The 26,220-nt window shown below is 55.7% G+C and carries 23 protein-coding genes and 2 pseudogenes; 13 read left to right on the top strand and 12 right to left on the bottom strand.

What is annotated here, in order from left to right; all coding sequences use genetic code 11:
- Positions 1-514: 514 nt before the first annotated feature.
- On the bottom strand, positions 515-1,696 hold the full coding sequence (locus AC6LJ2_RS16000; RefSeq protein ID WP_054457892.1) for an alpha-hydroxy acid oxidase: 1,182 nt from the start codon (positions 1,694-1,696) through the stop codon (positions 515-517).
- A gap of 179 nt (positions 1,697-1,875) precedes the next feature.
- Complete coding sequence (aldA, locus tag AC6LJ2_RS15995; protein ID WP_054457891.1) at positions 1,876-3,309, bottom strand: aldehyde dehydrogenase; 1,434 nt, start codon at positions 3,307-3,309, stop codon at positions 1,876-1,878.
- 441 nt (positions 3,310-3,750) lie between these two features.
- Between aldA and AC6LJ2_RS15990 the strand changes: the two genes are divergently transcribed.
- From AC6LJ2_RS15990 to AC6LJ2_RS15960, 7 genes are all read left to right on the top strand, one after another.
- The gene (locus tag AC6LJ2_RS15990; RefSeq protein WP_082401254.1) at positions 3,751-4,983 is read left to right on the top strand and encodes an aromatic ring-hydroxylating oxygenase subunit alpha; all 1,233 of its coding nucleotides are present in this window, start codon (positions 3,751-3,753) and stop codon (positions 4,981-4,983) included.
- A gap of 28 nt (positions 4,984-5,011) precedes the next feature.
- Entirely contained in the window at positions 5,012-5,473 is a 462-nt protein-coding gene (locus AC6LJ2_RS15985) for an aromatic-ring-hydroxylating dioxygenase subunit beta (protein ID WP_054457889.1), read from the top strand.
- Positions 5,474-5,486: 13 nt separating this feature from the next.
- Positions 5,487-6,530, top strand: coding sequence for a 2Fe-2S iron-sulfur cluster-binding protein (locus AC6LJ2_RS15980; protein WP_082401253.1), 1,044 nt, complete (start codon positions 5,487-5,489; stop codon positions 6,528-6,530).
- A 12-nt stretch (positions 6,531-6,542) separates the two neighbouring features.
- Positions 6,543-6,848 carry a Rieske 2Fe-2S domain-containing protein gene (locus AC6LJ2_RS15975; protein WP_082401252.1) on the top strand — a complete coding sequence of 102 codons (306 nt, stop codon included), beginning with the start codon at positions 6,543-6,545 and terminating at the stop codon, positions 6,846-6,848.
- A 179-nt stretch (positions 6,849-7,027) separates the two neighbouring features.
- Entirely contained in the window at positions 7,028-8,293 is a 1,266-nt protein-coding gene (locus tag AC6LJ2_RS15970; protein WP_498151722.1) for an MFS transporter, read from the top strand.
- 177 nt (positions 8,294-8,470) lie between these two features.
- Positions 8,471-9,220, top strand: a complete 750-nt coding sequence (locus AC6LJ2_RS15965; RefSeq protein ID WP_082401251.1) for a sulfite exporter TauE/SafE family protein — start codon at positions 8,471-8,473, stop codon at positions 9,218-9,220.
- A gap of 148 nt (positions 9,221-9,368) precedes the next feature.
- Positions 9,369-11,300 (top strand): sigma-54-dependent Fis family transcriptional regulator, encoded by a 1,932-nt coding sequence (locus AC6LJ2_RS15960; RefSeq protein WP_181953352.1) that lies wholly within the window; start codon positions 9,369-9,371, stop codon positions 11,298-11,300.
- A gap of 433 nt (positions 11,301-11,733) precedes the next feature.
- Here AC6LJ2_RS15960 and AC6LJ2_RS15955 read toward each other — a convergent pair whose 3' ends face one another.
- Positions 11,734-13,953: a heavy metal translocating P-type ATPase gene (locus AC6LJ2_RS15955; RefSeq protein WP_082401249.1), complete on the bottom strand. Its 2,220-nt coding sequence runs from the start codon at positions 13,951-13,953 to the stop codon at positions 11,734-11,736.
- Position 13,954: 1 nt separating this feature from the next.
- Positions 13,955-14,590 (bottom strand): c-type cytochrome, encoded by a 636-nt coding sequence (locus AC6LJ2_RS15950; RefSeq protein ID WP_082401248.1) that lies wholly within the window; start codon positions 14,588-14,590, stop codon positions 13,955-13,957.
- Between AC6LJ2_RS15950 and AC6LJ2_RS15945 the strand changes: the two are divergent.
- Positions 14,590-15,105: pseudogene (locus AC6LJ2_RS15945) on the top strand (OsmC family protein); the annotation flags it as partial. The gene AC6LJ2_RS15950 and the pseudogene AC6LJ2_RS15945 sit on opposite strands and share 1 nt — an antisense overlap.
- Before the next feature lie 74 nt (positions 15,106-15,179).
- Entirely contained in the window at positions 15,180-16,283 is a 1,104-nt protein-coding gene (locus AC6LJ2_RS15940) for an alkene reductase (protein WP_498151721.1), read from the top strand.
- Between the two features lie 398 nt (positions 16,284-16,681).
- Here AC6LJ2_RS15940 and azu read toward each other — a convergent pair whose 3' ends face one another.
- The 3 genes from azu to soxC form a co-directional block, all read right to left on the bottom strand.
- Positions 16,682-17,077, bottom strand: a complete 396-nt coding sequence (gene azu / locus AC6LJ2_RS15935) for an azurin (RefSeq protein ID WP_054457959.1) — start codon at positions 17,075-17,077, stop codon at positions 16,682-16,684.
- Positions 17,078-17,174: 97 nt separating this feature from the next.
- Positions 17,175-17,756 (bottom strand): c-type cytochrome, encoded by a 582-nt coding sequence (locus tag AC6LJ2_RS15930; RefSeq protein WP_498151720.1) that lies wholly within the window; start codon positions 17,754-17,756, stop codon positions 17,175-17,177.
- Positions 17,743-19,053: a sulfite dehydrogenase gene (gene soxC, locus AC6LJ2_RS15925; protein WP_054457882.1), complete on the bottom strand. Its 1,311-nt coding sequence runs from the start codon at positions 19,051-19,053 to the stop codon at positions 17,743-17,745. Before soxC ends, AC6LJ2_RS15930 begins: the two co-directional genes overlap by 14 nt.
- A 163-nt stretch (positions 19,054-19,216) precedes the next feature.
- On the opposite strand from soxC, the gene AC6LJ2_RS15920 reads away from it, so the two are divergent.
- The 3 genes from AC6LJ2_RS15920 (at position 19,217) to AC6LJ2_RS15910 (ending at position 21,228) form a co-directional block, all read left to right on the top strand.
- A complete protein-coding gene (locus tag AC6LJ2_RS15920) occupies positions 19,217-19,819 on the top strand; it encodes a TetR/AcrR family transcriptional regulator (protein ID WP_181953351.1) in 603 nt (200 codons plus the stop codon).
- Between the two features lie 249 nt (positions 19,820-20,068).
- Positions 20,069-20,320, top strand: a complete 252-nt coding sequence (locus AC6LJ2_RS15915) for a JAB domain-containing protein (protein WP_082401246.1) — start codon at positions 20,069-20,071, stop codon at positions 20,318-20,320.
- Between the two features lie 584 nt (positions 20,321-20,904).
- On the top strand, positions 20,905-21,228 hold the full coding sequence (locus AC6LJ2_RS15910) for a hypothetical protein (RefSeq protein ID WP_156337445.1): 324 nt from the start codon (positions 20,905-20,907) through the stop codon (positions 21,226-21,228).
- Positions 21,229-21,539: 311 nt separating this feature from the next.
- Here the strand turns inward: AC6LJ2_RS15910 and ligD are convergent.
- Together ligD and AC6LJ2_RS15900 are read right to left on the bottom strand one after the other, a co-directional pair.
- Positions 21,540-21,755 (bottom strand): annotated as a pseudogene (gene ligD, locus AC6LJ2_RS15905) (non-homologous end-joining DNA ligase LigD); the annotation flags it as partial.
- A gap of 36 nt (positions 21,756-21,791) precedes the next feature.
- On the bottom strand, positions 21,792-21,977 hold the full coding sequence (locus tag AC6LJ2_RS15900) for a DUF3606 domain-containing protein (RefSeq protein ID WP_054457879.1): 186 nt from the start codon (positions 21,975-21,977) through the stop codon (positions 21,792-21,794).
- 207 nt (positions 21,978-22,184) lie between these two features.
- Between AC6LJ2_RS15900 and AC6LJ2_RS15895 the strand changes: the two genes are divergently transcribed.
- The gene (locus AC6LJ2_RS15895; RefSeq protein WP_054457878.1) at positions 22,185-22,724 is read left to right on the top strand and encodes a JAB domain-containing protein; all 540 of its coding nucleotides are present in this window, start codon (positions 22,185-22,187) and stop codon (positions 22,722-22,724) included.
- Positions 22,725-22,775: 51 nt separating this feature from the next.
- On the opposite strand, the gene AC6LJ2_RS15890 is transcribed toward AC6LJ2_RS15895, so the two are convergent.
- From AC6LJ2_RS15890 to AC6LJ2_RS15880, 3 genes are all read right to left on the bottom strand, one after another.
- The gene (locus tag AC6LJ2_RS15890) at positions 22,776-24,299 is read right to left on the bottom strand and encodes a tyrosine-type recombinase/integrase (RefSeq protein ID WP_082401245.1); all 1,524 of its coding nucleotides are present in this window, start codon (positions 24,297-24,299) and stop codon (positions 22,776-22,778) included.
- A 435-nt stretch (positions 24,300-24,734) separates the two neighbouring features.
- Entirely contained in the window at positions 24,735-25,211 is a 477-nt protein-coding gene (locus AC6LJ2_RS15885) for a hypothetical protein (protein ID WP_498151719.1), read from the bottom strand.
- Positions 25,208-26,182, bottom strand: coding sequence for a LysR family transcriptional regulator (locus AC6LJ2_RS15880; protein ID WP_263911547.1), 975 nt, complete (start codon positions 26,180-26,182; stop codon positions 25,208-25,210). The genes AC6LJ2_RS15885 and AC6LJ2_RS15880 overlap by 4 nt, the downstream gene beginning before the upstream one ends.
- Between the last annotated feature and the right edge of the window lie 38 nt (positions 26,183-26,220).

Genomic DNA, 26,220 nt, shown 5'->3' with positions numbered 1-26,220 from the left:
GCTTGGCACCCGCATCGGCCTCCTTGAGCACGCCGATGATTTGTTCTTCCGTGAATCGTTTCTTCATTGCCATTCCTTTGGGAACGGACTCTACATCGATTTCGTACTAATCACGGGGAGCAGGTCACCCTGATGCGCCTCCGTGCTCCAAGTCGCTTGAGGGCAGTCCGCGCCGGACATTGGAGGGGCAATCTGCATCTAATTTGACTAGCTGAGCCGCTATCTACAAGTGCAACGGCATTTGGGCGCGGCCGAAGTTTCGACCAGGGACAGTAGTAGCGGGCACCAATAGTGGTAAGCCCCACCGCCCGTATCTCAGCCGCTAAGCTGCCGGTGGAGACGCCCGCACCAGCGTTTCGGTCAACGCTGGGCGAGTTTTCCAAATTTCTTCATGCTGTCTTGGCGCGAGGGGAAATGCTAAGGCTTCTAGGAGTAGGTGCACCAACTGTGAAATGCCTCAAAAATGGATTATTAGCCTGCTTGCAATTTTCCCTTGCATTGAAAATTCGTCTTGCTAGCTCGCGCTGGTGATACACGGGTATGTGCCCGTCACTAGGATGCTGTTGTCAACATCGCTTATGCATCTGCGCCCGCAAAACGCCATGCTGATGTCGAGTTCATTAGCGATTATCTGTAGAGCTTTACTGACGCCTTTCTCCCCCTGCGCGCCCAGTCCGTAAATAAAAGCACGGCCCAGTAGTGTTCCTTTTGCTCCAAGGGCTACAGCGCGAAGCACATCTTGCCCTGATCTAATACCTCCATCAAGCCAAACTTCGGTTTTACTTCCTACAGCGTCGACTATTGCCGGGAGCGCGCTAATCGAGGATACGGCGCCGTCGAGCTGGCGGCCTCCGTGGTTGCTCACCACAATCGCTTCGACGCCTAAGTCCGCCGCGCGCAGCGCATCCTCGCGCTCTAGAATTCCTTTTAGAATTAGCTTTCCACCCCAAAGCTTTTTGACCCATTCGACATCTTTCCAATCGAGCTTTGGATCAAACTGCTCCGCTGTCCAGGACCCTAGGGAAGATAGATCGCTTACCCCTTTCGCGTGGCCGACAATGTTCCCAAAGGTCCTTCGCTTCGTGCGCAAGATGTCAAGACACCATTTCGGCTTTGTCGCCAGATTCAATATGTTTCGAATCGTCATTTTGGGCGGAGCACTCATCCCATTCTTGATATCTTTGTGCCTTTGTCCCAAAATTTGCAAATCTAACGTCAGCATGAGCGCGGAACAACGAGCTGCCCGCGCTCGCTCGATTAGATTTTCGACGAAATTTCGATCCCGCAACATGTAAAGTTGGAACCAAAAGGGTTTTTCGGTGTGCGAAGCCACGTCTTCTATGGAGCAGATGCTCATAGTTGAGAGAGTGAATGGGACCCCAAATCTAGCTGCAGCACGCGCAGCGAGTATTTCGCCGTTCGCATATTGCATTCCTGTAAGACCGACTGGCGCGAGCGCGACGGGCATTGCAGTGTCGAATCCCGCCATTCGCGTATTGAGCATCCTGTCGCTCATGTCGACCGCGACCCGTTGCCTAAACTTGATTTTTGCTAAATCTTGTTGGTTGGCTTTGTAGGTCGACTCAGTCCACGCCCCAGAATCGGCATAGTCGTAGAACATGCGGGGAACCCTGCGTTCGGCGAGGATCCGGAGGTCTTCAATACAAGTAACGATGGAACGGGGATATGCGGGCATTTCGGCTCTGATGAGTGGTGCGGGTGCGGGCGGAGACGCCCTATGCGGGCGCTCTCGATAGATAGAGCCCTGAAGCCAATGGCAGGGCCGGAGAATGGTCTAATCAGTGGGCATGCGTTTTTGGCGAAAGCGAGGTACCCGCCAAGGAATGGAAGTTTCCAAGGCGAGCAACACATGTGTTAGCTTTGGAGGTAAATTGCGTGTGTTTCCATGAATTCGTATAAGCCGTGTTTGCCGTCAGCTCCACCAATACCCGATTTCCGGCGCCCCGCATGAAAACCCTGCATTGCTTCAAAATGTTCGCGGTTAATGTAGGTCTCACCGAATTTCAGTTCTCGGCACGCTTGCATCGCGGAGTTAATGTCGCGTGTGAAAATTGAAGACGTTAGCCCGTAGTCCGAGTCGTTGGCGAAAGCAATTGCCTCGTCCAAATTTTCGACAACCTGGATGGGCAGAACGGGCCCAAAGGTTTCATGCCGCATGATGTCCATCTCATGATTGCATTCAACGAGGACAGTTGGTTCGAAGTGATGGCCTCTCGTCGTCGAAGCTACTTGGCCGCCCGTGACGGGTATCGCTCCTTGTTTAATCGCCAGGTCCACTGCAGCTTTGACCCTTTCGAGTTGTGCCTTGCTAACTAGGGGCCCCATGTCCAAGGCGTCGTCAACCATGGGGTCGCCGAATTTAGTCGCTTTCATCTTGCGCGAGATTTTTTCTACGAACTCCTCATGCACGGCCCGCTCAACATAGACGCGCTCAGCACAATTGCAGACTTGGCCGGTGTTGATGACTCGGGATTGGTAGATCGCATTGACCGCCAGATCAACGTCGGCACTAGCCAATACGATCGCGGGTGCCTTGCCGCCCAGTTCCAAATTGACCCGGGTTAGGTTTGCCGCCGCTGCGTGCATGATGCGCTTACCGGTCGCTACGCTACCGGTGAATGAGACCAAGTCCACTTGCGGATGCGCGGCAAGTTGCCCGCCCGTTGCGCCGTTTCCGCCAATCAAGTTAAAGACCCCAGGGGGAAGCTGGGCACTCTCGACGATTTCCGCAAAGAGGAATGCGTTGAGAGGGGTTTCTTCGCTCGGCTTTATTACGATAGTGTTACCCGTTACCAACGCCGGCGCCATTTTCCGAGCAATCAGAAAGAATGGGAAGTTCCACGGCAAAATTCCAGCTACGACTCCAATGGGTTTACGTAGCAAGAAGATCGATTCATTTGCGCGATCACTGGTGAGGACTTCACCTTCGATCCGCCGAGCCCATTCGGCCATGTAGTCGATATAGTCGGCAGTGAATGCGACTTCTACCTTGGCGAGTCCCATTACTTTGCCTTGCTCTTGTGCAATGACGTTGGCGAGTTCGTCTGCGCGGTCGCGAACCCCTGCAGAAATTCTCCGGAGGTAATTCGCTCGTTCAATCGCGGGAAGTTTTTCCCACGAAACTTGCGCTCGGCGTGCAGCATCGACGGCAGCATCAACATCTCGCGAGCTTGTGTTCGGCACCTCGGCCAGCACCGTTTCGGTGGCGGGGTTGAAAACCTCAATTACAGCCTCAGGCGGATGCGCGACGAATGCGCCGTTCACGAAGTTTTTATACAGCTTACTCATTGTCTCTCCAGTGGAAGTGATTGCTACTCAAGACCCGCGCCTACGAAGCGGGGCTGCTGCTCGTAATGCAGGATATATCCGCAGCATTGTTCAGATTTATATGCTCGTCACCTATCTCTGAGTCCACGTGGACGCAAAGATCTGGCAGTCCTTCACATGCAAAATCTGTGCCAGGGCAGGCGAAGCGTCGCGCGTCGGGCGCCTCAGTTCTGTTTGGCTAGCTAGAGCCCAGGCGCGCAACCGTTAAATAGCTGCGGCTGTGGTACATGCCTGTGTCTTCGTGACACAGGTGCTGTGTCAGTTTGTCCCACCCGCCTCAAGCAGCAGTTCGCTTGTGGACGCGGCATCAAGAGTGAAAAACTGAGAATGCGGGGCTGGCACAGTTATTGCTTCGATTGAAGGGCGAACCACAACAACACGTTCATCAAAGGAAGGAAGAGAATGGCACGTAATCACATTCAGTGGACGAAAAAGCCCGATTTGCCGTCGGGGCAATATGTTGACCCAAGGGTATATACGGACGAGACCATATTTAAAGAAGAACAGAGGGAGATCTTTGACAAGTGTTGGTTAATCGCCTGCCACGAGAGCGAGCTGCCCGAACCGTTCGACTATCGCACCTATCAGCATCCTGGTGGCCATAACATCATCGTAATCCGCGATGATGAGAATCGAATCCACGCGTTCAATAATATCTGCCCTCATCGCGGAAATTTGCTGATTTATGACGCTGCCGGGTCCATCAAGAATCCTTCTCCGGCCGGTGGTCCAAAGCGAATCACTTGTATTTTCCATGCTTGGTCTTTTGACGCTCGAGGAAATTGCGTTGATATTCCAAGGCAAAAGGATGGCTACCAGGACCGCGTGAAGGCTTGCGACTATTCACTCCGAGAGTTTAGGTCGGAGGTAGCCTATGGCGGATTCGTTTGGGTGAACGTGGACGACAACGCTGCGCCTCTTGCTGCTACGTTAAATGGTGCCCTTGATCCGCTCAAGGATATGTTGTCGGAACCCTTGGAGGTATTCCACTATAACCGCGCGGTTGTAGAGGGCAACTTCAAAATGTGGCATGACACGAACAGTGAGCTTTATCACGACTATCTGCATTACCACAACAGAGTGACGGGCATGCTGCAACCCGGATATTTCGACCGCGAATTTCGCACTTTCGAAGGTGGGCATGCGCAGGTCACCGACATGCTGCTCAAGTATGACGCCATGAAGGGGCATGAAGCGCAATCGTTGGGGTGGCCAGGGCTGGGACCCAACCGCTGGGCATTGGTCGACCTTTTTCCTGGAATTACGTACAACATTCGATCGCCGGCGATGCGAATCGATACGGTAATTCCCGTGGGACCGAACAAACTCTACATTGAATATCGGGGCTTGGGCTTGAAAGCAGACACGCCAGAAGAGCGCGCGGCTCGTGTCCGTCATCACAACTCTATCTGGGGGCCGTTTGGACGAAACGTGCCCGAGGACCTGATGGGTACGTTCGGGCAGGGTCGCGCACTGTCAGATCCCTCTGAAGCACCGATGGTCCTTCATGCGCGTGTGGAAAATAACAAAATCCACGACGAGGTAGGTATGCGACATTTCTATGAGGAATGGGGTAAGCGGCTTGGGCGTGATGCGTCCAATCCGTTTGCGCGCGCGGCACAGGCGGATCGATAAAAAGCTGTCGTTAATAGGATTAAATGGTATGGAACTGGAAAAGAGCATTCGCGAGTTACTTGCGCAGCTGTGTCTGCACCTTGATAAAACCGATTACAAGCGTTATCTGGAGTTGTGTGACCCGGCTTTCGAGTATCGCATCTCGGTGTTCAGTCCTGAAATCAGAAGGGACATGGTATGGCTCGAGAAAGACAAAGAAAGTATGAGGGCGATGATCGATTTGTTGCCCAAGCAAAACATGGATAGCACCCCCCTCACTCGTCATTTCAGCATTTGCAATGTATCTGGCACAGAAGACGGCGACGTGCACCGCGTGAGGTCGACGCTTCAGGTCTTTAGGACAGAACACGAAGGGGGCGAGACTTCACTGGTGGCTATCGGCGAGTATCTGGATAAAGTCCGAATTACTCAAGGTGGACCTCTCCTGTTAGACCGGGAGGTGCGGCTGCATACCCGCATGCTTGGTAAGGGCTATCACGTCCCATTTTGAGGCTCCACCGATTATGAAGCTCAAGATACAAGCTAGGAATGGCTCTCACGTTCTTGATGGGCGGCCTGATCAAAGCATTTTGATCGCTGCACTTGGTAGCGGCTTGGATCTTCCGTATGCATGTGCCACAGGTACTTGTGGCACATGCAAGGCACGGGTCCTGTCTGGTAAGTCTACGGATAAGTGGCCCGATGCCCCTGGAAAATCCAAGCTTAATGCTGCGACGAATGAAATTCTTCTTTGTCAATGCATCCCACAGGGGGACTGTGAGATAGAAGTGTCGGATTTTGTGTATCGGTCCGACATAGGAGCACTTTACCCCGTTACGTTGGATGGGGTAGTTAGCCGTTGGGAAATTGTTGCGCCGGATATAGCGTTGTGGACGGTAGAGCTCGCCCAGCCGATCGACTTCAACGCTGGCCAATTCGCTCTAGTTAGTTTTCATGGGACGGAGGGCGCGCGTGCGTATTCAATGGTGAATTTCGCTAGGAATACTAAGGAGCTAACTTTCGTTACGAAGAAAAAGCCTGGTGGAAAATTGACTAGTGCGTTGTTTTCCGGGAACCCTTTGGGGAAGAGCGTGGAGGTAATGGGGCCACTTGGTCGAGCAGTTTTCACACCAAGCATGAAGCGGAACATCCTATGCATTGCTGGGGGAAGCGGCATCGCGGGCATGATGTCCATTTTGGACCGGGCAAGTCAGGAACGTTACTTCGAACAATTTAAGGGTTACTGGTTCTTCGGGGTGCGCAGTATGCGCGATGCATTTTTTCTCCGAGAGCTTACGGAATTCAAGCGTCATAACGGAAAGAACCTCGAAATTGTAGTTGGACTTTCCGAGGGGGCTGCCAGCGGCGAGGATTGTGCTGATTATCCTGAACTGGTCTTTGATACCGGGTTAATTCATGAAGTGGCTGCCAAGCATATGGAAGGGAGATACCGCAACTTGCAGGCCTATCTGGCAGGCCCAACCCCCTTGGTAGATGCCGCAATCCGTAACCTAGTTATTGGTGCCAAGTTTGACGCGAAAAATATTGCTTACGACAAATTTAGTTGAGGTTATCAATTTATGGCACGAAAATTTATATGCCAGGTGGCGGATGTCCCCGATGGGGGGATGAAGACGTTTGACCTTGAGGGACAGCGCCGCATTCTGCTTCTAAGCTCCGACTCCAGCATCTACGCATGTCAGAGTGTTTGTCCTCATCAAGATGTCTGCTTGGATGAAGGGTTGTTTGATGGACAACTTCTCACGTGTCATCAGCATCTTTGGCAGTGGGATGTATCGACGGGAGATCCAGTTGGCCTCGCCGAAGCGCCACTAGAAACCTATAAAGTCGAGATAGAGGAGGGGCGCGTTTATATCGAGGAATAAACGTCGAGTTGTGACGATTGAGTCAATCGCTTACTCGAAAAAAAGGGCGGATGAATCACGCCCCTCACCTTATATGCCAAATCAAATTACTAGAGATTGGTGCTTGGAGACATAATATGAGCAGCCCGCAGCATAGATCGGACGCGCCCGTGACGCCAACGCGTGTGTCGATTGCGAGCATGATCGGTACGATCATGGAGTGGTATGATTTTTTTCTATACGGTTTTGTCGCAGCCCTTGTTTTTGGCCAGCTTTTTTTTCCCACATACTCGTCGGTAAGCGGTACTTTGGCGGCTTTTGCGACGTTAGCGGTGGGTTTCGTGGCCAGGCCATTGGGTGGTGTGGTCTTCGGTCATTTTGGCGATAAGATTGGTCGCAAGGCAATGTTGATCACCTCGCTTTCAATCATGGGGGGAGCAACATTTGCAATTGGATTGCTGCCGACGTACCAACAAATCGGGATTTGGGCCCCGATCCTACTCACGGTGTGTAGATTTTTGCAGGGGATCGCTCTAGGCGGGGAGTGGGGCGGAGCTGTGCTTATGGCAGTGGAATATTCGCCCCCTGAGAAAAGAGGTTTCTTCGGCGGCGTTGTTCAAATGGGCGCAACTATCGGCTTGGCACTTGCCACGGTGGTTCTGTTCGTATGCTCGTACTTCCTCTCGCAAGAACAGTTTTTATCGTGGGGTTGGCGCGTGCCATTTATCGCGAGCGTTCTTATGCTTGCGTCCGGTCTCTATATTCGGCTGAAAGTGACAGAGACTCCGGCGTTTCAAAAACTTCGCGAGGCAGGGGAAATCGCCAAGTTTCCTTTGGGAGACGTTCTTCGCCATCATTCTAAAGAGATCTATCATACCGCGGCCATATACCTTGGTGCAATCACGGTGCCTTTCTACACTGTCTGGGTTTTTCTCATTTATTACGGCACCAGCGTGCTGAAAGTAGACCGTTCTAGCCTACTCTTGGGAGTGGTCATCGTTAATGCGGTTCTAACTCTCGTGATTCTCGCGGCGGGTTCGTTATCAGATAAGATCGGCCGGCGGCCAGTGTTCTTTGTCGGATTTGCACTAATGATTGCGATGGCCTTCCCGTTCTTTTGGGTCGCTGACCTCGCCGAGACGAAATGGCTGTGGTTGTCTATGGTTATGTTGGCTTTTCCTCTTTGGGCAGCGTGGGGCGCACTGCCTGCATTTTATTGCGAACTTTTCCCGGAGCGCTTGCGCTACACCGGAATTTCTCTAGGGAGTCAAATCGCGACGATCATTGGCGGGTTGGTACCAATGTTCGCTACCGCTGCATTAGAGCACTTTGGCACTTGGCCCATATCTGCTTTGGTGGCAGTATCTGCAATTCTCGGCTGCTGGTCACTTATGTGCGTTTCTTCTGAATCCGCTGTCAAGAAAAGGTTCGCTTCGGCGGGTGGTGTTGGAAGTTTTGCGAAGTAGATAAGATCCTTTTGACGTTGCATCGGCACCAGACTTCTGGTGCCGATGCTTTATCGAATGGATGCCTCGCGTCTGACGTTCACGCCTTCTTTGCACCGACGGGAACGCGACCACCTGTGATCCAGTAATTGATGATGCCCCGTCGTCGAGGATCGAGCTATAACAAGAGATCCATCCATGACTACCTCCACGCTAGTAACATTTCTTGTTGTCGTGGCAGTTGCAAGCTATCTACAAGCATTAACGGGGTTCGCACTAGGCATTTTTGCGCTTGGCGGCGTGATTTTGCTTGACCTGAGCTCGCTTGCAACTGCGGCATTAGTGATCAATGTGCTGATGGTCACCAATGTAGTGTTAGCTTTGCGGAAAAGCTGGCACGCCATAAACGTCCGCCTAGCTTTAGTTACTCTTTCCGGGATTGTTCCTGGGGCCGTGGCGGGTTTATGGCTGCTGGGTAATCTGGGTGAGGCATATGCGGGCTATGTTCAGCTTGCCCTAGGTCTACTTATCGTCGGGGCTGGCGTCACTATGTGCGTAAATCCTAAGCCACGCTCATTGCGTTCTCCGTCGTATCAATTTGTATTTTATGGACTGATGGGAGGAGTGTTCGGGGGACTCTACAGTATTCCAGGCCCCCCCGTCGTATTCCTTTTTTATCGGCAACCGCTGTCGATAGCAGTCGTAAGGGCTACGCTGCTCGCGGTGTTCGGTCTGATGTCCATCTTTCGGTTAATTGCAGTAGCAGGTCAGGCTGAGATTCCCCTTGACGCCGTCGAATTGTCGCTTTGGTCGATGCCGGTGGTGATCGCTGTGTCAGCATTGTTCGCCCGTTTCCCTCCCTCTTTGCCCGATGTGCTCTTGCGCAGGGCGGCGTTCGTGCTTCTGGTCTGCATGGGAGGCTTCATTTCAGCTACGGCGCTGCAATAACTCCACGTGACACCGCGTAAGTCCTATTTGTATCTACCTGCAGCTTGGGCTATAAGTTGATAGGAGAAGGGCTGGCGTAGAACCGCCCAAAAGCGCGTGATGTCGTCGAGCTTGTCACTTCGAGTTGGGTAAATAAATGGAGGCAGCAATGGGCCAATCTGACCTGCGGATGAGCAGAAATGATTTCTGGCGAACAATCATTTCCAAATCGCACGCGCGGTGCGAAGGCGTAGCGGGGCGTGAGAGTCGGATGGATACAACTTCTTTCGATTCGCCATGTCGTCTAAATGCGGCCATAAAAAAATCCCATACGCTTCTGACTTATGCGGCGGCTACGGTCGATAATGCCTATGAGTTGGTTGAAGGGACTGGTAGTGCGATCGCGGTTACGGGCCCAGATGGCACAATCCTATTCAGTCGATCTGATAGCAAATTGCAGGATCCCTATGGCGATTCGTTGTTTGAACCCGGAACTTGTTGGTCAGAGGCCAAAAGAGGTACGAATGCCATAGGTATTTGTTTGATTGAACGTGCCGGCATATGTGTTCATCAAGATGAACATTATTTGGAGGTGCTCCAATCTTACTCTACCTGTGCGGTTCCGATATTCGATCACCAAGGAAGTATTTCTGGTGTTTTGGCCGTTCTTAGTAAATGTGAGTCTAATCAACTGCATACCATTGGCTTTATTCGCACAGCAGCACTGCTAGTGGAAAATCGTATGTTAATTGGGCAAATGTTCGGAAAAAACGTGTTAATTTTTCACCCGGAAAAAAATAACATCGAAACGATCAAGCAATGTATTGCGGTCTTTGCAGAAGACGGGGGTTTGGTAGGTCTCAATTCGTCGGCGAGGAATTACCTCGGGCTGAGTTCTGTTGACTCTTCAAGCCTTCGTTTTAGCGATATATTTTTGACTCCTTTCCAGATCGCTCGAGAGAGAGTGGATAATGTCGCGCGAGAATTGGTGCAGCTGACGCTTGTTGATGGGCGCCGAGTTTTTGTTGATTGGAACTGTCGAGGTTCAACGTATGGGCAAGCGCTTGTTCCGCTCGGCGAATCTGCATTGCGACCGAATTTGGTACCTTCGCGTCCAAAAGTTGGCGAGCTGAAATTAGCCGATTTGGATACCGGCGATTCGCAGGTGCGACGCTCTATAGAGAAGGCGCAACGGATTATTGGCCTTGATTTGCCTCTATTGATCGAGGGCGAGTCTGGCGTAGGAAAGGAGATGTTTACCCGTGCATTTCACAACAGCGGCCCGCGCGCGAGAGGCCCATTTGTGGCCGTTAATTGTGCTGCTATTCCAGAGGGGTTGATTGAGTCCGAGCTGTTCGGGTACGAGGAGGGGGCTTTCACTGGGGCCAAACGACGCGGGAGTGTCGGGAGAATAGTTCAGGCCAACGGAGGAACGCTTTTTCTCGATGAAATCGGCGACATGCCTCTCCAGTTACAAGGTCGACTTTTAAGAGTCCTGCAGGAGCGTCAAGTGTTTCCACTCGGTGGCACAAAGCCTATTGGGGTGGACTTCTCTCTAATCTGTGCTACACATCGTAATCTGCATAGTGAGATTCGACAAGGACGATTTCGTGAGGATCTTTACTATCGATTGAATGGATTGCGCGTCCATTTGCCAGCTTTGCGGGAGCGAGAAGATCTAGTTAGGCTTGTGAAGCTTACAGCCGAAGCCGAGGGTGGCGGGGCTCCTGTAGAAATAACACCTGAGGTGATGGAAGCCTTCAAGCGAGCGAAGTGGCCTGGAAATATCCGGCAATTGCAAATGTTGCTTCGTACGGCCGTCGCGTTGGCTGGCCCGGGCAATCCGATCACCATGGAGCATTTGCCAGATGAATTTGCTGACGCAATCGACATCACGGAGGCGCTTGGGTCTGCCTCCGAGTTCCCGCCAAAGTATCCCGCTCAGGCCCACTTGCGCCAATTGGCTGAGATAGAGCTAGTTGCCATTAGGCGCGCGATTGGTGAGGCAAATGGGAATATTTCTGAAGCCGCGCGTATGCTCGGGATAAGTCGAAAGACTCTATATCGGAAGCTTGAGAAGATCGAGGCCGTCCAGGTTTAGCCTTGGGTCGAGCTATCTGTCCATCCCGAAAATTGGGATCACATGCGTAGGCTCTCGATTTCGGGACACCAGCTTCTGGTTGGGCGACCCTTTGTCGATTTGGCGTTCCAGGTCGCCAGGATGGTTTTCTGTCGTGCCTTGAAGAGACCCTTCGTACCGCAGCAGTTGGGCGCAGCTATTCATATTTTTTGAAGACTGCTGTAGCCCTGGATTAGCTGCCGGACGTCAGAATCCAATCAGGCGGCGTTGCATCTTTCATTCTGTTGGTGCGTGCGTGCGCGCGTGCAAGTGTGTAGGGAAGTGTGATTTTCCGTCCGCCTTGGTAGATGTGAATGGCATCTGTGTGTTGATGCCGGGCGAACCATGGGCTACACGGACATGGAAAGTGTTTGTGTGCGACGTAGACAATTCAACTTTGCCTCTCCTTCAAGAGCTAATGCGGCGCCTGACGATGGATGGTGGATAGGGACGGGGAGGGCGTGGGTGCCGGTAGCGAGCGCAACGCGATCCTGCTGGTATTTAAGAACACCGACGCACTACTGAGCAACATGGCGATCGCTGCGGCAAAAGGTGTTACTCCAGCGCCGAAGAAGGCGATGACTACGGCGATGTTGTAGAAAATCGAAAAGAACAGGTTCTGTTTGGCGACGCGCATTGCACGTTTGGCGATCCAGCGGGTCGCAACTAACTGGGACAGGCCGCCCTGCGTGATGACAACACCCGCTGCGGCAGCCGCGACGGTGCTCGCACCAGGAATAGCGACGCCGCAAGCTGCCTTCGCCAGAACCAACCCATCATTGGCGCCATCGCCCACGAACGCCAAAGGTCGGGATTCGCGGGCTACGAACTCAGCCTTGGCTTCGGGCGAGGCGCCGCTATGAATCTGCTCAAAGACGGGGCCGACCTCGTCGACCAGCGACTGAGTGGCGTGAGCGGTGTCCCCGGTAATCAGCCACAGAGCGCATCCTTGCTGCTTGAGGGCGTGCAGACCAGCCTGTGAATCGGCCCTGAGCGTGTCGGTCATCTGGATCATCCCGATGCACCGTTCATTTATGGACACATGGACGGAGCCGGGCGCATCTGCTGGAAGATCCAATACGCCGCTTGCTTCCAACCAGGCTCGGGCGCCGACTCGAATGCGGCGCCCCGCGTTGTCAGTCATGGCCACGCCCTGCGGATACGCCGCATGGTTCCGGAAGGGGCCGCATGGAGGTGGCGCCAATATGGCATGGGCCCGTAAGGCATTCGCGATTGGGTGGTTGACAGTCGTTTCGGCTTCTGCGGCAAGGGCAACGATCTGGCTTGACGAATACTCGCCTGTACATTCGACGTCGGCGACGGACATCGCGCCGCTTGTAAGCGTGCCGGTCTTGTCGAAAGCCATTATCTTGGCGTGCGCCAGACCCTCCATGCTGACGGGGTCGCGAAAAAGCACCCCAATGTCGGCGGCGCGCTGACTGGCAAGGATGTAGGCAAGCGGCATTGCCACTCCTACCGCGCACGGACACGCGGCAACCAGGATAGCCAACGCCTCAAGCGCGGCCCGGTCCGCCGGCAGTCCGATCCACAGATAGCGCAGGAAGGCGGCCACCGCGACAAGAAACACCGTCGGCAGGAGAACGCGGACAAATTTTTCCGCTGTTTGCGAAAGCGATGGGCGCGCACCAAACAGCTCCAGCATTCGAAGTCCGAGCAGGTCGATGCGGCGCGCGCCGGCTGCGGCATCCACGCGCACAATCATGTGACTGCTTAGATTGATCGAACCAGCCAGAATCACGTCTCCTGGATGGACCCGCACGGGCATAGATTCTCCCGTTAACAGCGCACAATCCAGTGCCGAGGTGCCGGCGGTGATTGTGCCGTCCACGGGAACCCGTTCATTGGCACGGACGAGGATCAGCTCGCCAGGGCGAATCTGGTCCAACATCACTTCGCACTCGTCACTGTCGTCCGTGGCGGCCCGGGTGGCGACCTCCGGCGCGAGCTGACGCAACGCATCGAGGGCGGCGCGGCTTTCTTGCCTGGCGTGTGCTTCGAACAGCCTGCCAGCCAAAAGGAAACAAATCAGCATGGTGGCCGCGTCAATATAGATCTCAGCGCTGCCTATGCGTAAATGCCACAACGACACGGCAATGGAGCCCCAAACGCCGACGGTCACGAGCGCGTCGATGCCTGCAATACCTGAGCGCAAGGTACGCCATGCAGCCCTGTAAAAATCTTTCCCGGAATACAGGACGACGGGCGCTCCTGCCAGCAGGGCGAGCCACGCGATCGTTGAGGCCGATTCACCGAGCTGTCCAGCATTGAGGTAAAGCACCCACGAACCCAGCATGCTCCACATACCAAATACGACAGCGACGACCAGTTGCGTGCGGATGCGTTGGGCCTGGCGCGTCAGTGAATCGCCGGCGCCGGACCCAAGCGGAGCGAGGCCGTAGCCCAGCTTCAGCGCGCGCGACTGTAGGGCGGAAAAGTCCACCTCGTCGGGCCGCCACGTGACCAGCGCGGATCCGGAAGTGAAGTTCACCGTCGCCGAGCTGACTCCCGGGACCTTCACCAGAACCCGTTGCAGGGCCATGGCGCAACTGGTGCACCACAGCCCGTTAACCGTGAAAACCATGCGCCCCGCGGCGCGGACAGCTTCAAGGTCCATGTCAGCGAGCCTGAGCTACGCCCTGACCAATCAGCTTGCCGTTAAGCATCTTGCCATAATAGCTTTGTTCATTCGGGTGGAACTCGTCGCGCGCTTGCTCTATGGTTCCCGTCTGACGAGGATCCTTCGGCCGCTCATGGCTGTTCATGAAGGCGGCCACGTCCCAGGCCTCTTGGTCGGTAAGCGACCACGGCTTGCCCATTGGCATGTTTGCCTTGATGAATCCAGCCGCGGTATCGATGCGCGCCATTCCGGCGCCCCAGTTGTAGGAATCTGGGCCCCACAGGGGTGGGAACTTCATTTTGCCGCTGGCCTCGCGCGTTCCCTCGCCGTTGGCGCCGTGGCAGAGGGCGCAGTTCTGCTGATAGACCTTCAGCCCACGCCCGATGTCATAGTCCGCTTCCTTCTTCACCTTCGGATAGAGCGCGCCGCGCATCTTTTCGCCCGCCGGTGCGCCGTCGGCCAGCCAGGCCATGTAGGTGATCAAGTCCCGATAAATGTCGCTGCCGAGGTCGGGAGCCTTGCCTGAAGGAGACGCGACGGCGTTCATGGAATACATGAAACAGCCCTGCATCCGATCTTCAAGCGTACTGATGCTCTTGGTTTTGGAACGGTAGGCCGGGTAGGCGCCATACATTCACGCAGGAGGTTGCGGAAACTACGGACCCTGCGAAGCGCAGTGCCAAATTTAACGTCAAGACTAAATGGGAAAACCAGACGCGCACCGTGGCGACGGTGAGCCGCTACGCGATCCGCGGTGAGGAATACCAGCGTCATTTTGAAATTGCGGCTGATGAGCCGCTGGAGTTTCTTGGAAAGAATACTGCGCCCAACCCTCAGGAACTATTGATGGCTGCCCTCAATGCATGCCTTTCTGTGGGCTATGCGGTCAACGCTGCCGCAATGGGCATCACTATTTACAGTCTGGAAATCGAAACTGATGGCGAACTCGATCTTCGTGGCGTCCTCGGTTTGGATGAAACCGTCAACCCTGGTTACGACCAAGTTAGCTACGTTGTTCGACTACGTACCAATGGATCCCGCGACCAGGTGGAAGAGTTGCACCGTAACGTGACCAAAACCTCAGTGAACTACGCCAACTTTTCCAAGGCCATTCACATGGTCCCCAAGTTGGAAATTTTGGAGGGCTGAGCCCCCACCCGTCCCCTAACTGGAATTGTGGCGACAACTCCTTCGGACTGCACATTCAATCGAGAGAACTTATCATGAGAAAGCTGTTCACACCCTACGACCTGTCTGGCCTGCAGTTGACCAATCGAGTCGTGATGGCTCCGATGACCCGTACCCGTACACCCGAGAATATCCCCAATGATCTGACTGCGCTGTATTACGCACAGCGTGCATCTGCCGGGCTGATCATTACCGAAGGACTACCGGTATCGGACGAGGGGCGTGGCTACCTATATACGCCCGGTCTGTACACTGATGAGCAGACCGAAGGCTGGCGTAAAGTTACCGATGCGGTCCACGCAAAAGGTGGGAAAATCTTCGCCCAGCTGTGGCACGTAGGCCGGCTGTCTCACGTCTCGCTTCAGCCGGACAATGCAGCACCAGTTTCGTCGGGTGAAGTACCGGCGACCACAACGATGGTTTACGCATGGGTCGAGCCCGGCAAGGAAGGACCGGTGCTGCCGAGCAAGCCGCGCGCCTTGACCACTGAGGAGGTCAAGCGGGTCATCAAGGATTTCGCCTCATCGGCACGGCGGGCAATGGCGGCAGGTTTCGATGGCGTTGAACTGATGGCCGCCAACGCATTCCTGTTCGATCAGTTCCTGAGTAGCAAGCTCAATACGCGCACCGATCAGTACGGTGGGTCGATCGAGAATCGCCAGCGTCTACTGCTCGAGACCGTCGATGCACTGATCACGGAGTTTGGAGACGGAAAGGTGGGAGTGCGGGTTTCTCCATTTGGTCGCATCTACGACATGGAAGCCTTCGAAGGCGAAGCCGAGACCTGGAAAAGCGTTGCAGCGGCTCTAAATGAACGGAAGTTGGCCTACGTGCATCTGAATTACCAGACCACGATTTCGGCAGCCGGTACCCCCGCTGGCTTTGGCGCGTCGTTCCGGAAGCCCTACCAAGGCACGCTGATTGGTGCGGGTGGTTTCACTCAAGAAATTGCCGAAGCCGAGTTGGTAAAGGGAGAACTCGACCTAATCGCATTCGGCACCCACTTCATCTCTAACCCAGACCTGGTGGAGCGGATGAAAAATGGGTGGCCGTTGACCGAGCCAGACCGTTCGACGTTTTACGGCGTTATTGGCTCCAGGGGGTATACGGACTACCCGGTTTACCAACACAATGCCTGAGCGTGAACAGGGCACGAACGACAATGCACCACCGCACGCTGCGGCATTGGAGCGCCGCAAATGGCAGTAGGGGTGATCGACCCTGGGAAAACATACTCCCAGGGGCCCTAGGCTAGGGGTGTGAGTGTGTCTCTCGTGGTAATGGGTGCGGACACGCATCAAGGCCATGACAACTGGCGCGCTTCAGCTGATTGTTCCTGTGCTGAGCATGTTGAAGGGAGTGGCCTTGGTATGAGAAAGCATGCCCGTGGCACGGAGCGTTGACCTGGTTGATTTGTGCTTGCGGGTGCGTCGATATCCACGCTTGGCGGGGAAAAAGCGTAGTGTCCTGGTTGCGAGGCAGGGAGAAAGTCCTGAAAAGCTCGGGACCAGGGGCGTTTAGACGCCCCTGGTCTTATTTACTGAGCGAGTACGAACCGGCCCTTCATGATGGCCGAGTGGCCGGGGAAGGTGCAGAAGAACGCATAGTCATTGCCGCTGGCCAGCTTGTACATATCCACCTTAACGGTGTCCTTTTCGCCGCCGCCTAGCATCTTCGTGGCGGCAATTATCCGTGCGTCGCCTGATTTGAGATATTCGTTGGAAGGCCCGGCGGACATAGCGTCAGTCACGACGCCCAGCATATCGCTGGCGGCCGTAAGCACCCAGTTGTGCCCCATGACCGTCTTCGGCATTTTTCCGGTGTGATTCAGCGTCACAGAGAACTCTTTGCAATTTTTTGGCACCGAAATTTCCTTGGCACCGAACTGCATCTGATCATTGGCTGTGATTTCCACGGCGCAATCCGCGGCCATTGCCGAGGCGGACCCCAGCGCGAGTATCGCGCAGACGGCATATTTATTGAACTTCACAGGATGACTCCTTAATTCACGTTTGTGGTTTTGGACGTATTCATTGTTCGTTTTGCAAACAGTCCTTCATGCAACGCGGGTTCTTCGCGTCCGGGCGGTCATCGACGTAAAAGTTGTCCCGGTTGGGCATCTTCACTGCCGCAAGGTTTGAGGCATCGAGCTTGGCATCCGCCGAGACGATTTCATTCTTGTAAAGTAGATAAGCCGTGACGCTGTAAATGTCTTCGTGGGACATCGACTGTGGCGACTGGAACGGCATTGCACGTCTGATGTAGTCGAATAGCGTTGTGGAGTAGGGCCAATAGCTGCCAATCGTCTTCAGCGGTTTCGCGGTGGCCAAGGATCCTTTGCCGCCTGCCAATGCGGGACCAAGTCCCCCTTCGAGCTGCGAGCCGTGGCATGCCAGACACATAGTCTGATAGACCTTCTCGCCTTGCATGACCGTGCCTTGTCCGGGGGGAAGACCCTTGCCGTCAATGGCGATGTCGATGTTCCAGCCGGCCAACTCTTCCTTGGTCAGGTGCCGGCCCAAGCCCTCGTAGTCGGCGTATGTCGAGCCAGCCCAAAGTGTCGCGGCAAGCCCCAGAGCCCGCGCGTATGCAGTGAAGTTATGCGCGCCCATTTGTCACCTCGCCGCTTGCGGCAATCCGCCAGGGTTGAATTGCGTTGTTGTGATAGAACGAGTTCTTGCCACGCGCGGCGATCAACTGTGCGATTGACGGTTGCACGTAACCGGTTTCATCCATGGCGCGGCTCATGATCACCATTTCCTCCCCGTTCCAATCGAAGGGGGCTCTGAATGCTGTCAGCGCCTTTGAAAGAACAGGTTCCTGCAGCGCCGCGGGGTACCAGGTATTGCCGCCATCAACGGATACATCGACAGCCGTGACCTTGCCCAAGCCGCTCCATGCGATTCCCCGGATTTCGTGCGTCCCCTTCCGGGACAGGCGATGCGTTCCTGATGGGGAGGTGATGATGGACTTGCATTCCATGACAAATGAGAACTTGCGCGACTTTCCGTCCGCCATGAGGTCGGTGTACTTTGCTGTCTCTTCGCGGGTGTATCCGGCCTCTGCGGTGACATGTAGCCGTCGCAACCATTTAATGCTCATGTTGCCTTCGAAGCCCGGAACAAATAGCCGGATCGGATATCCCTGCTCTGGACGCAAGCGCTCCCCGTTCTGGCTATAGGCAACAAGCACGTCGTCCAGGCACTTCTCGAGTGGGATGCTGCGGTTCATGCCCGCGCCATCGGCACCCTCCGCGACGACCCACTTGGCTTTGGAATCAAGGCCGGCATGCTCCAACAGCGTTTTGAGTGGTACGCCGGTCCACTCTGCGCAACTCACCAGACCGGACACTTCGGCGGCAGTCTTTCCATAGGGCGGCAAGAATGAAGGATTGCCGGAACACTCGAGGAAGTAGATTTTGCTTACGCTGGGAAACTGGCGAAGTTCCTGCATGTCGAAAATCATCGGATTACGCACCAGCCCGTGAATCATGAGGCGATGCTCAGCCGGGTCGATCTCAGGAACGCCTGCATGGTGACGTTCATAGAACAGGCCATTGGGGGTGATAGTGCCGTCCAACTCCTGCAGTGGGGAAGTACTGTACGCCGACATGGGCTCCTTCACCCCGGGGTACATGTTCCGAATTACCTTTGTTTCGAACTTCGAGGGTTTTCCGTAGGGCGACGCGGTGGGCGCCCCGAGTGCCTTGGACCAGCTCGGAATGTTTGGAGGAAGATTGGATGGCGCTGCCGTGGCCGCCGGCGCGGTTTGCCCCCTGGCAGCGTCAGTAAAGCCAAGCGCCGCTATCGAAGATGCGACGACTGTGGTGCGTGCGAGAAAATTCCGGCGCCCACGGGTGGGCTGAATTCCAGCCCCGGCAGCATCCTCTCGCACTTGTGGGTTCTTCATGTTGTCTCCTCGTCATGGCAGAAAGATCGTTCTCTTTTTTGATCTAAAACAGACCGACCGATCGGTCGGTTTGCTTGGCAAGTGTACATGCCTGACGCCGCATGGCCTAGACTGATCTTCGTTACACTTGTGCCGTGCGCGGATCACGCAGTCAGAGGTGCGGGTGAACAAGACGAAGGAAGAACTTTTGGCCAATCGGCTCCGGATACTCACCGGCGCTGCTTCGCTATTTGCCCGGCGTGGGTTTCACGCCGTTGGCATGGCTGAACTCTGCGACAATTTGGGGCTGAGCCGCGGGGCCTTCTATCACTACTTTGCGAGCAAGGAAGCTCTGCTGGATGAGATCTGTCGGCAATACGTCACTCAACTGCTGCAAATGGCGCGGCAGGCGCAGAAGGACATTCCAGATCCCAAAGAACGTCTCCAGCGCCTTGGCAAGGACCTCATTCAAGTGATTGGCGAGCACCGCAACGAGCTTGCGGTTTGCTTCAGAGAGACGCTATCCCTTGGTGACGATCGCCGCCAGGCGGTGCTTGCCATCCATGCGGAATACGAAAGGATCTGGAAGCAGACGTTGATTGAGGGAGAGGAAGCGGGCGTGTTTCCGCCGTTCTCGCGAGATCGGCTAAAGGCAATGCTGGGGATGTATTACTACAGCTATTTGTGGCTCGAACCGGAGTCCGAGTCCAGCATGCGGCGCGCACACGAGGTGTTCGACTCGATCCTTTTGGCGGTTAACCTGCCGGAACACGGCGGACGGCGATAGGTCGATCACTAAGATCGAAGTGTCCAAGCAACCCAAGCGGATCACAAGCTCATTGCCATTTGCTCGATGATGCGCATTTGTAGTCATCGCAGGTAAGCTGCTTCCCAGAAGGGGGAATAGCGGAGCATACGACGTTCCCGCATCGGGCGGATACGCAGTGACCGAGATTACCTTTCATTATGTTTTCAGGGGTCTCACTCTGATGAAGAGGCGGACTTCCTCCCCGTTGATGTTTAAGGTCACGACGAAATATTCAGAGGAACGCTTTCTGAGACTAGCGTGTATCGACGCGAAGTCGTCAAGGCGGCGATTCGGCATAACGCGCATTCCATCTTGATTGCCCATACCCACCCCTCCGGCTCATCGCAGCCGAGCAGGGCGGAGGTTGAGCATACTCGGCGCTTGAAGGAAGCTGTGGCTCTGGTGAATGTCTCATTCGTCGACCACGTGATCGTGGCGGCCGGTAGCGACCACTCTATGGCCAATATGGGCTGGATCTAGACTTGCCCGTATGCGCCCAACAGCCGAAGACCGAACGGTCTTCGTTTTTTTTTACGCGGCTAGTAGAGGTGCTTGGCGGTTAGCCGCTTCTAAAGCTCGGCCGGCACCACGGCTCCCGAAAGCAATCTTTCCAAATATTCGCCTACCTTCGCCCATGCCGCTCGCTTCTCATCGGCGTAGTCGTAGAGCAGGTACTGCCGCCTGACCCGCTTTTTGCCTGTGTGAATAACGTGTTTCTGGCAGCGGTGCCGAGCGTAGTAGGCACAGCCGTCGTGGAACGGTGTTGCGTCGTCGACTCAAACATCGCTGAACGCCTAGCTCTTATTGCAAGCTGGGTTATTGCGAAGCGACGAGACCGTGGCAGCCTGAGTTCAGCTCCTGCTATACAGGCCCTTCCCAAAGCGAAGCGCATTGCTCTTCAGCTCAGCGTTGAGGTCTACGCCGCTACGGCGTGACTTCGGAGGCGCTTTGAGTGGAGCTTTTGCCCGCGTTGCGCTGGGGCTGTCCCTTGTTGGTGGCAGAAATTCCAATGATGCACGGCGGGCATGCGAGGCATCTGTCTGTCGGCACTCGCTGTGTCGCTTATGGAAAACGCGCTGGCAGAGAGCCTGCCGCATCTGGGCGTCGTGGTACTCGATTCGCCGCTCAAAGCCTATGCCGACCCGAAGTCGGCCGAGGTCAAGGATGTTCCGTCAGCCACTGATGTCGACCGCTTCTACAGATGGCTGTCGATGTGGAACGGTTTGGGGCAGATAATTGTCCTAGAGAACGAGGAGGTCGAGCCCGTCACCAGCGCAACGTTGAACCCGACTGTGTTCACGCGCATATTTGGTTACGGCAGGTACGGTTTCTACCCCCTTCGAGACGACGTGCGCACAAAGCCGCCGATCAACGACGCACAGCTGTAGCTCATCCCAACTGAGGATCGCGAGGAATCTGTTATTGGTTCTTCGCGGCCGTCTGCCGACACGGTATGTCAACAGTCAGAACGAGGGTGGCGAGTTGCGAGCGAAAGGATTTACTGCTCAATGACCTTTGGTTCTCTGACTTACTATCGACCATTTACGGTATGAACCGGACGTTCGTCTTTATTGCCGAGACGACCGCCTCTGGCCGGGATCTGTCCTTGATGACAGACCGCACCTGACCCATGTCAGTCGGTTGATTAAGCAAGCCACGCTCGTCAAATGATCAGGCACAACGGACGTTCGTCAGCGACTACGTTGTTGATGGCCCATTGGGCCCCGCTGGACAGCTGTGGCAGTTCTTCCCAAGAGATCGGCACGGAGACACCGAGTCCCGGCCGCGCCCTTGCTGACCACGCCGAAGCGGTCGTGGCGCTAAATCCGATGCGAAGGTAATCGACAAAGATTATACCTATTCGGATTTTGGGCCCGCTCTTAGCAACGAACAGTTGTGGCAGCGTCTGCGACAAAGGGCGGTCGCCAGCCAAGGCTGGGGATGCGTTGCTTCAGCGTGGGGGCGACGAGAAGTGCTTCCGGAGCGCGTCGACGGAAACGCCAACTTCCTTTACGGCCTGCCTAAGCTTGTCCTCGGTGACGTCGAATTCACGCGTCCAATATTTGAGCTCGTGAGCCTCATTGACGTTCACCCGGGCGCGGTCTTGCGGGCCGCGGTTACTCAGATCGTCAGACATTGCCGCTCTTTGAGAAAGTGGAACCGAGTCAAGTCAGCAAATGGCGTGCCCGGGAAAGCTGGCTTGTTAGGCGTGAACTCTAGGTATAGCCCAATGTCCATTGGTAAGAGCTGACTGCGCATGGCGAGTTCCCAAGTCTGACACCCTCCATTGTTGACGACCGATCATTAATGGGTTGGTAGGCAACCCTTGCTATTGGAGAGAGCAATGCAACTAAGTTTCAGTCGCGCCTGGGCAGGAGAAAGGCAGGTGCCGCAGGATGTCCAGGGCACCCCGGTTGTATGCGAGGCGGGCGGCCTCTATCGAGCCGCAACCCCGGAAGAGCTGCTACGTGCGGCTGCACAGCAATTGGAGGGGGCGCTGGGTAGTCGCTTGCCAGTGGATAAGCCGTCCGCCGCCATCGACTATATCGTGTCGCGCCTGGCGCTGTCGGACGTGGAGGTGTTCGGCGTAATGTTCCTTGATGCGCAATTGAGAATGATCGCTTTCGAGGAAATGTTCAGAGGCACGCTGTCTGAGACGAGCGTGTATCCACGCGAGGTCGTCAAGGCGGCTATTCGGCACAACGCGCATTCCATCTTGATTGCCCACAACCATCCCTCGGGTTCGTCGCAGCCAAGCAGGGCGGACGTTGAGGTTACGCGCCGCTTGAAGGACGCCGTGGCTCTGGTCAATGTGACATTGGTCGACCACGTGATCGTGGCGGCAGGTAGCGGCCATTCTATGGCCAAGATGGGCTTGATCTAGGCTTGCCCGCCTGCGTCCAGCAGCCGAAGACCGAACGGTCTTCGGCTTTTTTTACGCCGCGAGTAGTTGCTTGGCGGTTAGCCGCTTTTGAAGCTCGGCTGGCGCCACGGCCCCCGACAGCAGTCTTTCCAAATAGTCGCCGAGCTTCGCCCATGCTGCTTGCTTCTCGTCGGCGTAGTCGTAGAGCTGGTAGTGCCGCCTGACACGGTTCTTGCCCGTGTGAATGACGTGATTTTGGCAGCGGTCGATGATGTTTGGATCGATTCCCAGTGATTCCATGATGGTCGACCCCGTTCGCCGTAAATCATGAGGCGTCCAATTGCCGTTTTGGCCTTTGCTGAGCACCAGGGAGTTGTCCGAAGCGCGGCGTGCTTTGGGCTTTCCGTTGAACATGGCTTGCCGATCTTTGATTTGCTTAGTAAAGGCCTGCTTGTACATCGGTTGGTCTACCCCCGCGTCATCATTGTCGCGCGAAGGTAGGAGCCAGCGGGACGATCCTGCCAGGCTGACAAGGGTCTCGAAATGCTTGACTGCGAAGGGTGACAGAAAGACCAGGTGGTCGCGCTTCTGTGATTTTCTGCCCTTGACGTTCGCCTTGGGAATGAACCACGTACCCTCTCGGAGATCGAGATGCGTAATTTCGGTTAGGTGCAGTTCCCCTATCCGGCACAGCGTGCTCAAACAGATCCAGGAAACTGCCTGCAACGCCTTGGATGGAGGCTTCCTCTTTCGCTTGTCATCCGAAGCGAGATACTGCTCCTCCAACTCGCGGTATCGAGTCTGGAGCTCGACAATCTCAATAGGCGGGAGAACGCGTTCGCGCGCGTTATCCGGGTCGTAATCGTCCGCCAGGAGCACCCCGAGCTCAACCAGCTCAACCGGGTTTCCTTCCGAAAGCAGCTTTCGCCATGGTTGGCGCTTTTCTGCCCAATGGAACATCTGGCCCAGTATTTGGTAGGTCACCTCGGCAAGCCGATTGCAACCGCGGCCGACAATCGAGCGGATCACTCGCTCGATATCCTTCTCGCGAATTGATCGCGCGGGAGTATCACCGATCAAGGGAAGCACGTCTTTTTCAACGATGCGCTTCACCTCGGTGTTGCCATCTGCTCGCTTCACTCCCGATTCCAGCCAGCTTTTATACATCTCTTGGAACGACAGGGCGTCGGTCGTGGCCTCTTCTTCAGCGGCGGTTACAGCGGCAGATTCAGCTGCCATAGCTTCCCGCACCTGGGCTTTTTCCAAGTCGCGGACGGCTGACGGATTGCGGCCCGCCTTAATGTCCGCCCGCGCTTTGTTCCTGGCGGAGCGGATCTCGTCGAGTGTGCGCTCCGGCCATGAGCCGCAGTAGAATCTCTTTACCTTGTCGCCCATGCGATAGGCGTATCGCCACACCACGGCCATCGTGCCGCGCTGAATGCGGATTTCTCCTGTCAGGCCGTCCCCATCAGCCAGGTGATCACCGACCCATTCCGCCGGTACCGCTTCCAGTTCTTTGACGGTCCACCGCGCACCTTTTCCGCGTTTTGGGTATCTCGTCATATTTCCTCGAATCTTTCCGTTCTTCTGCCTCATGCGCCATATGGGACAACATATGGGACAACATTTTTGCGGCTGTCAGCGTATATTAGCGAACGTCGACGAACAAGGAAAATTTTATAAAGCCTTATGAATCAGTTGGTTATTCGTTCGCTGACGTTCGCCGACGTTCGCGCGTTTCTAATTTGGGAGCAGAGGGTCGTGAGTTCGAATCCCACCGCCCCGACCACATACGGCAAGGCCGCTAGCGATAACAGTCGCTAGCGGCCTTTGTTCTTGTGGTGTTCGAAGAACGGCAGGAGATGCGCAGAGTCGGTCGGGTTGTGGACGCAATCGTCAGTCTTCCGTCGGCCGCAACCGCGGCCATTGCCGCAGGCAAGCTGTGGGGGGATGCCAACCAATCAGTCGGGTTGCGCCAGGGTTTCCTTTTCATCGCAGTGAGGATGTTCCTGGGCTACCTCATCCTGGCTTTCAAGAGGCAGTGTTGGCCAGGCCGCCATACGTCCGCCGAAGCGATTCCCCCAGCGGTGTGATGAGGTCGTCCAATCGCCAGCACTGTAACGCTTCGCGCTTTAAGACCAAGTGAACGATCTGCGGTGTCTGCGGGCCGCCGGGCTCGAGCGCGAAGGGGTATCGCATTGCCACGATTGCCGTGCCGGGAGATTCGGTTTCGGTGTCGAAGACGGGCCTGGCCGCCATATCGCCGTCTTGGGCGCCAAGCCAGGGGTTGTAGTCCAGATGACCCACCTCGCCCTTGGCGTAGTCCCATTCCTTGCGCAGCGCCTGGTCGAACTCGGGAGTGAACAGCGACGGGTCATGGCTATCCGGCTTCCAGTAGAAATCGGCGTGCCTTTCATGAAAGGTGCGCGTCCACTGCGCCGGTGCCTGGCAGTCGGCATGTGCAGGCCAGGCCAAGATGGACAGCGCGAACAGTAAAAGAGCCTTCATGCGTGGGGTTCCTTGTGCGAGTTGCCAGGCGGGGGGAGTGTTGCCTGCCAGATTCCCGATTCGATCAGACTGCGGCATTCTTCGATGACCTCATCGGCGACCAGTTTGATAGGAGTCGAGGCTTTGCCCACCTTACGGTGGGCCAGGCATACGGTGCGGGCCAGCGGCGGTTCGATCGGTCGGGCCACCAACAGCCGCGCTTCGATTTCGTCCCTGACCGCGCAGGGGGCCAGCACGCTATGGTACCGGCCACTGGCGACGAGTTTGACCAGTTGGTGTCCGGCGTCGATTTCCAGCGCGACATCCAGGGCGGCGCCGTACTTTTCGGCATGCGATTCCAATGCCGCGCGAAAGCCGTTGGCACGTGACGGCATGGCCAGGGGATAAGCGCCCAGCTCGGCCATTTTCACGGGCGCATGGCGGGCGCGGGTACCGCGGCGGCTGACCAGGTGCATGGTTTCCTGAGCCAACGGCAGGCAATGCAGGTCGACCGTGGCCGAGCGGTCGAACACCACGGCCATATCGATCTCGCTGTTCTGCAGCCATTTCCACAGGTACCCGGAAAAGGCTTCCACCACGCGCAGCTTGATTTTCGGGTAGCGGCTGGACAGCCGCTCGATGATGGGTAGCGCTGCCACCGCCGCCGTCGAGGACGGCAAGCCGATGGCCACGTCACCTTGCGGTTCCTGGCGTAGCCCGTCCAGCTCGCGCAGACTGGTCTGCGCCAATTCCAGGATGTCGTAGGCGCGCGCAAGCAGCAATTGGCCGGCCTGGGTGAGCTGGACGCCACGGGGTTCGCGATGCAGCAACGCCATGCCAAGCCTGGCTTCAAGTTTGGCGACGGCAATGCTCAGCGCGGGCTGGGCCATGCCCAGGCGCTGTGCAGCGGCGGTCATGCTGCCCGCCTCGCTGATGGCAATCAGCGAGGCCAGGTGCTGCATCGTCAGCGGAAGCTTGCCGATCTCATCCATTGATTATTTATATGGAAGAATAAATTTGGCATATTTTA

It is taken from the genome of Achromobacter sp. 1014246743, from assembly GCF_059760725.1.
The sequence above is the reverse complement of the archived record's forward strand: the minus strand, read 5'-3'. Positions and strand labels throughout refer to the sequence as shown.

Excerpts from the sequence above, each read along its gene's own strand:
- AC6LJ2_RS15930 (WP_498151720.1), bottom strand. The coding sequence starts at position 17,756 with ATGGGCGCGCATAACTTCACTGCATACGCGCGGGCTCTGGGGCTTGCC.
- AC6LJ2_RS15950 (WP_082401248.1), bottom strand. The coding sequence starts at position 14,590 with ATGTATGGCGCCTACCCGGCCTACCGTTCCAAAACCAAGAGCATCAGT.
- soxC (WP_054457882.1), bottom strand. The coding sequence starts at position 19,053 with ATGAAGAACCCACAAGTGCGAGAGGATGCTGCCGGGGCTGGAATTCAG.
- AC6LJ2_RS15880 (WP_263911547.1), bottom strand. The coding sequence starts at position 26,182 with ATGGATGAGATCGGCAAGCTTCCGCTGACGATGCAGCACCTGGCCTCG.
- AC6LJ2_RS15980 (WP_082401253.1), top strand. The coding sequence starts at position 5,487 with ATGAAGCTCAAGATACAAGCTAGGAATGGCTCTCACGTTCTTGATGGG.
- AC6LJ2_RS15975 (WP_082401252.1), top strand. The coding sequence starts at position 6,543 with ATGGCACGAAAATTTATATGCCAGGTGGCGGATGTCCCCGATGGGGGG.
- AC6LJ2_RS15990 (WP_082401254.1), top strand. The coding sequence starts at position 3,751 with ATGGCACGTAATCACATTCAGTGGACGAAAAAGCCCGATTTGCCGTCG.
- AC6LJ2_RS15900 (WP_054457879.1), bottom strand. The coding sequence starts at position 21,977 with ATGTCTGACGATCTGAGTAACCGCGGCCCGCAAGACCGCGCCCGGGTG.
- AC6LJ2_RS15965 (WP_082401251.1), top strand. The coding sequence starts at position 8,471 with ATGACTACCTCCACGCTAGTAACATTTCTTGTTGTCGTGGCAGTTGCA.
- AC6LJ2_RS15895 (WP_054457878.1), top strand. The coding sequence starts at position 22,185 with ATGCAACTAAGTTTCAGTCGCGCCTGGGCAGGAGAAAGGCAGGTGCCG.
- azu (WP_054457959.1), bottom strand. The coding sequence starts at position 17,077 with ATGGCCGCGGATTGCGCCGTGGAAATCACAGCCAATGATCAGATGCAG.
- AC6LJ2_RS16000 (WP_054457892.1), bottom strand. The coding sequence starts at position 1,696 with ATGCCCGCATATCCCCGTTCCATCGTTACTTGTATTGAAGACCTCCGG.
- AC6LJ2_RS15955 (WP_082401249.1), bottom strand. The coding sequence starts at position 13,953 with ATGGACCTTGAAGCTGTCCGCGCCGCGGGGCGCATGGTTTTCACGGTT.
- AC6LJ2_RS15885 (WP_498151719.1), bottom strand. The coding sequence starts at position 25,211 with ATGAAGGCTCTTTTACTGTTCGCGCTGTCCATCTTGGCCTGGCCTGCA.
- AC6LJ2_RS15985 (WP_054457889.1), top strand. The coding sequence starts at position 5,012 with ATGGAACTGGAAAAGAGCATTCGCGAGTTACTTGCGCAGCTGTGTCTG.
- AC6LJ2_RS15940 (WP_498151721.1), top strand. The coding sequence starts at position 15,180 with ATGAGAAAGCTGTTCACACCCTACGACCTGTCTGGCCTGCAGTTGACC.
- AC6LJ2_RS15910 (WP_156337445.1), top strand. The coding sequence starts at position 20,905 with ATGGAAAACGCGCTGGCAGAGAGCCTGCCGCATCTGGGCGTCGTGGTA.
- AC6LJ2_RS15970 (WP_498151722.1), top strand. The coding sequence starts at position 7,028 with ATGATCGGTACGATCATGGAGTGGTATGATTTTTTTCTATACGGTTTT.
- AC6LJ2_RS15960 (WP_181953352.1), top strand. The coding sequence starts at position 9,369 with ATGGGCCAATCTGACCTGCGGATGAGCAGAAATGATTTCTGGCGAACA.
- AC6LJ2_RS15890 (WP_082401245.1), bottom strand. The coding sequence starts at position 24,299 with ATGAGGCAGAAGAACGGAAAGATTCGAGGAAATATGACGAGATACCCA.
- aldA (WP_054457891.1), bottom strand. The coding sequence starts at position 3,309 with ATGAGTAAGCTGTATAAAAACTTCGTGAACGGCGCATTCGTCGCGCAT.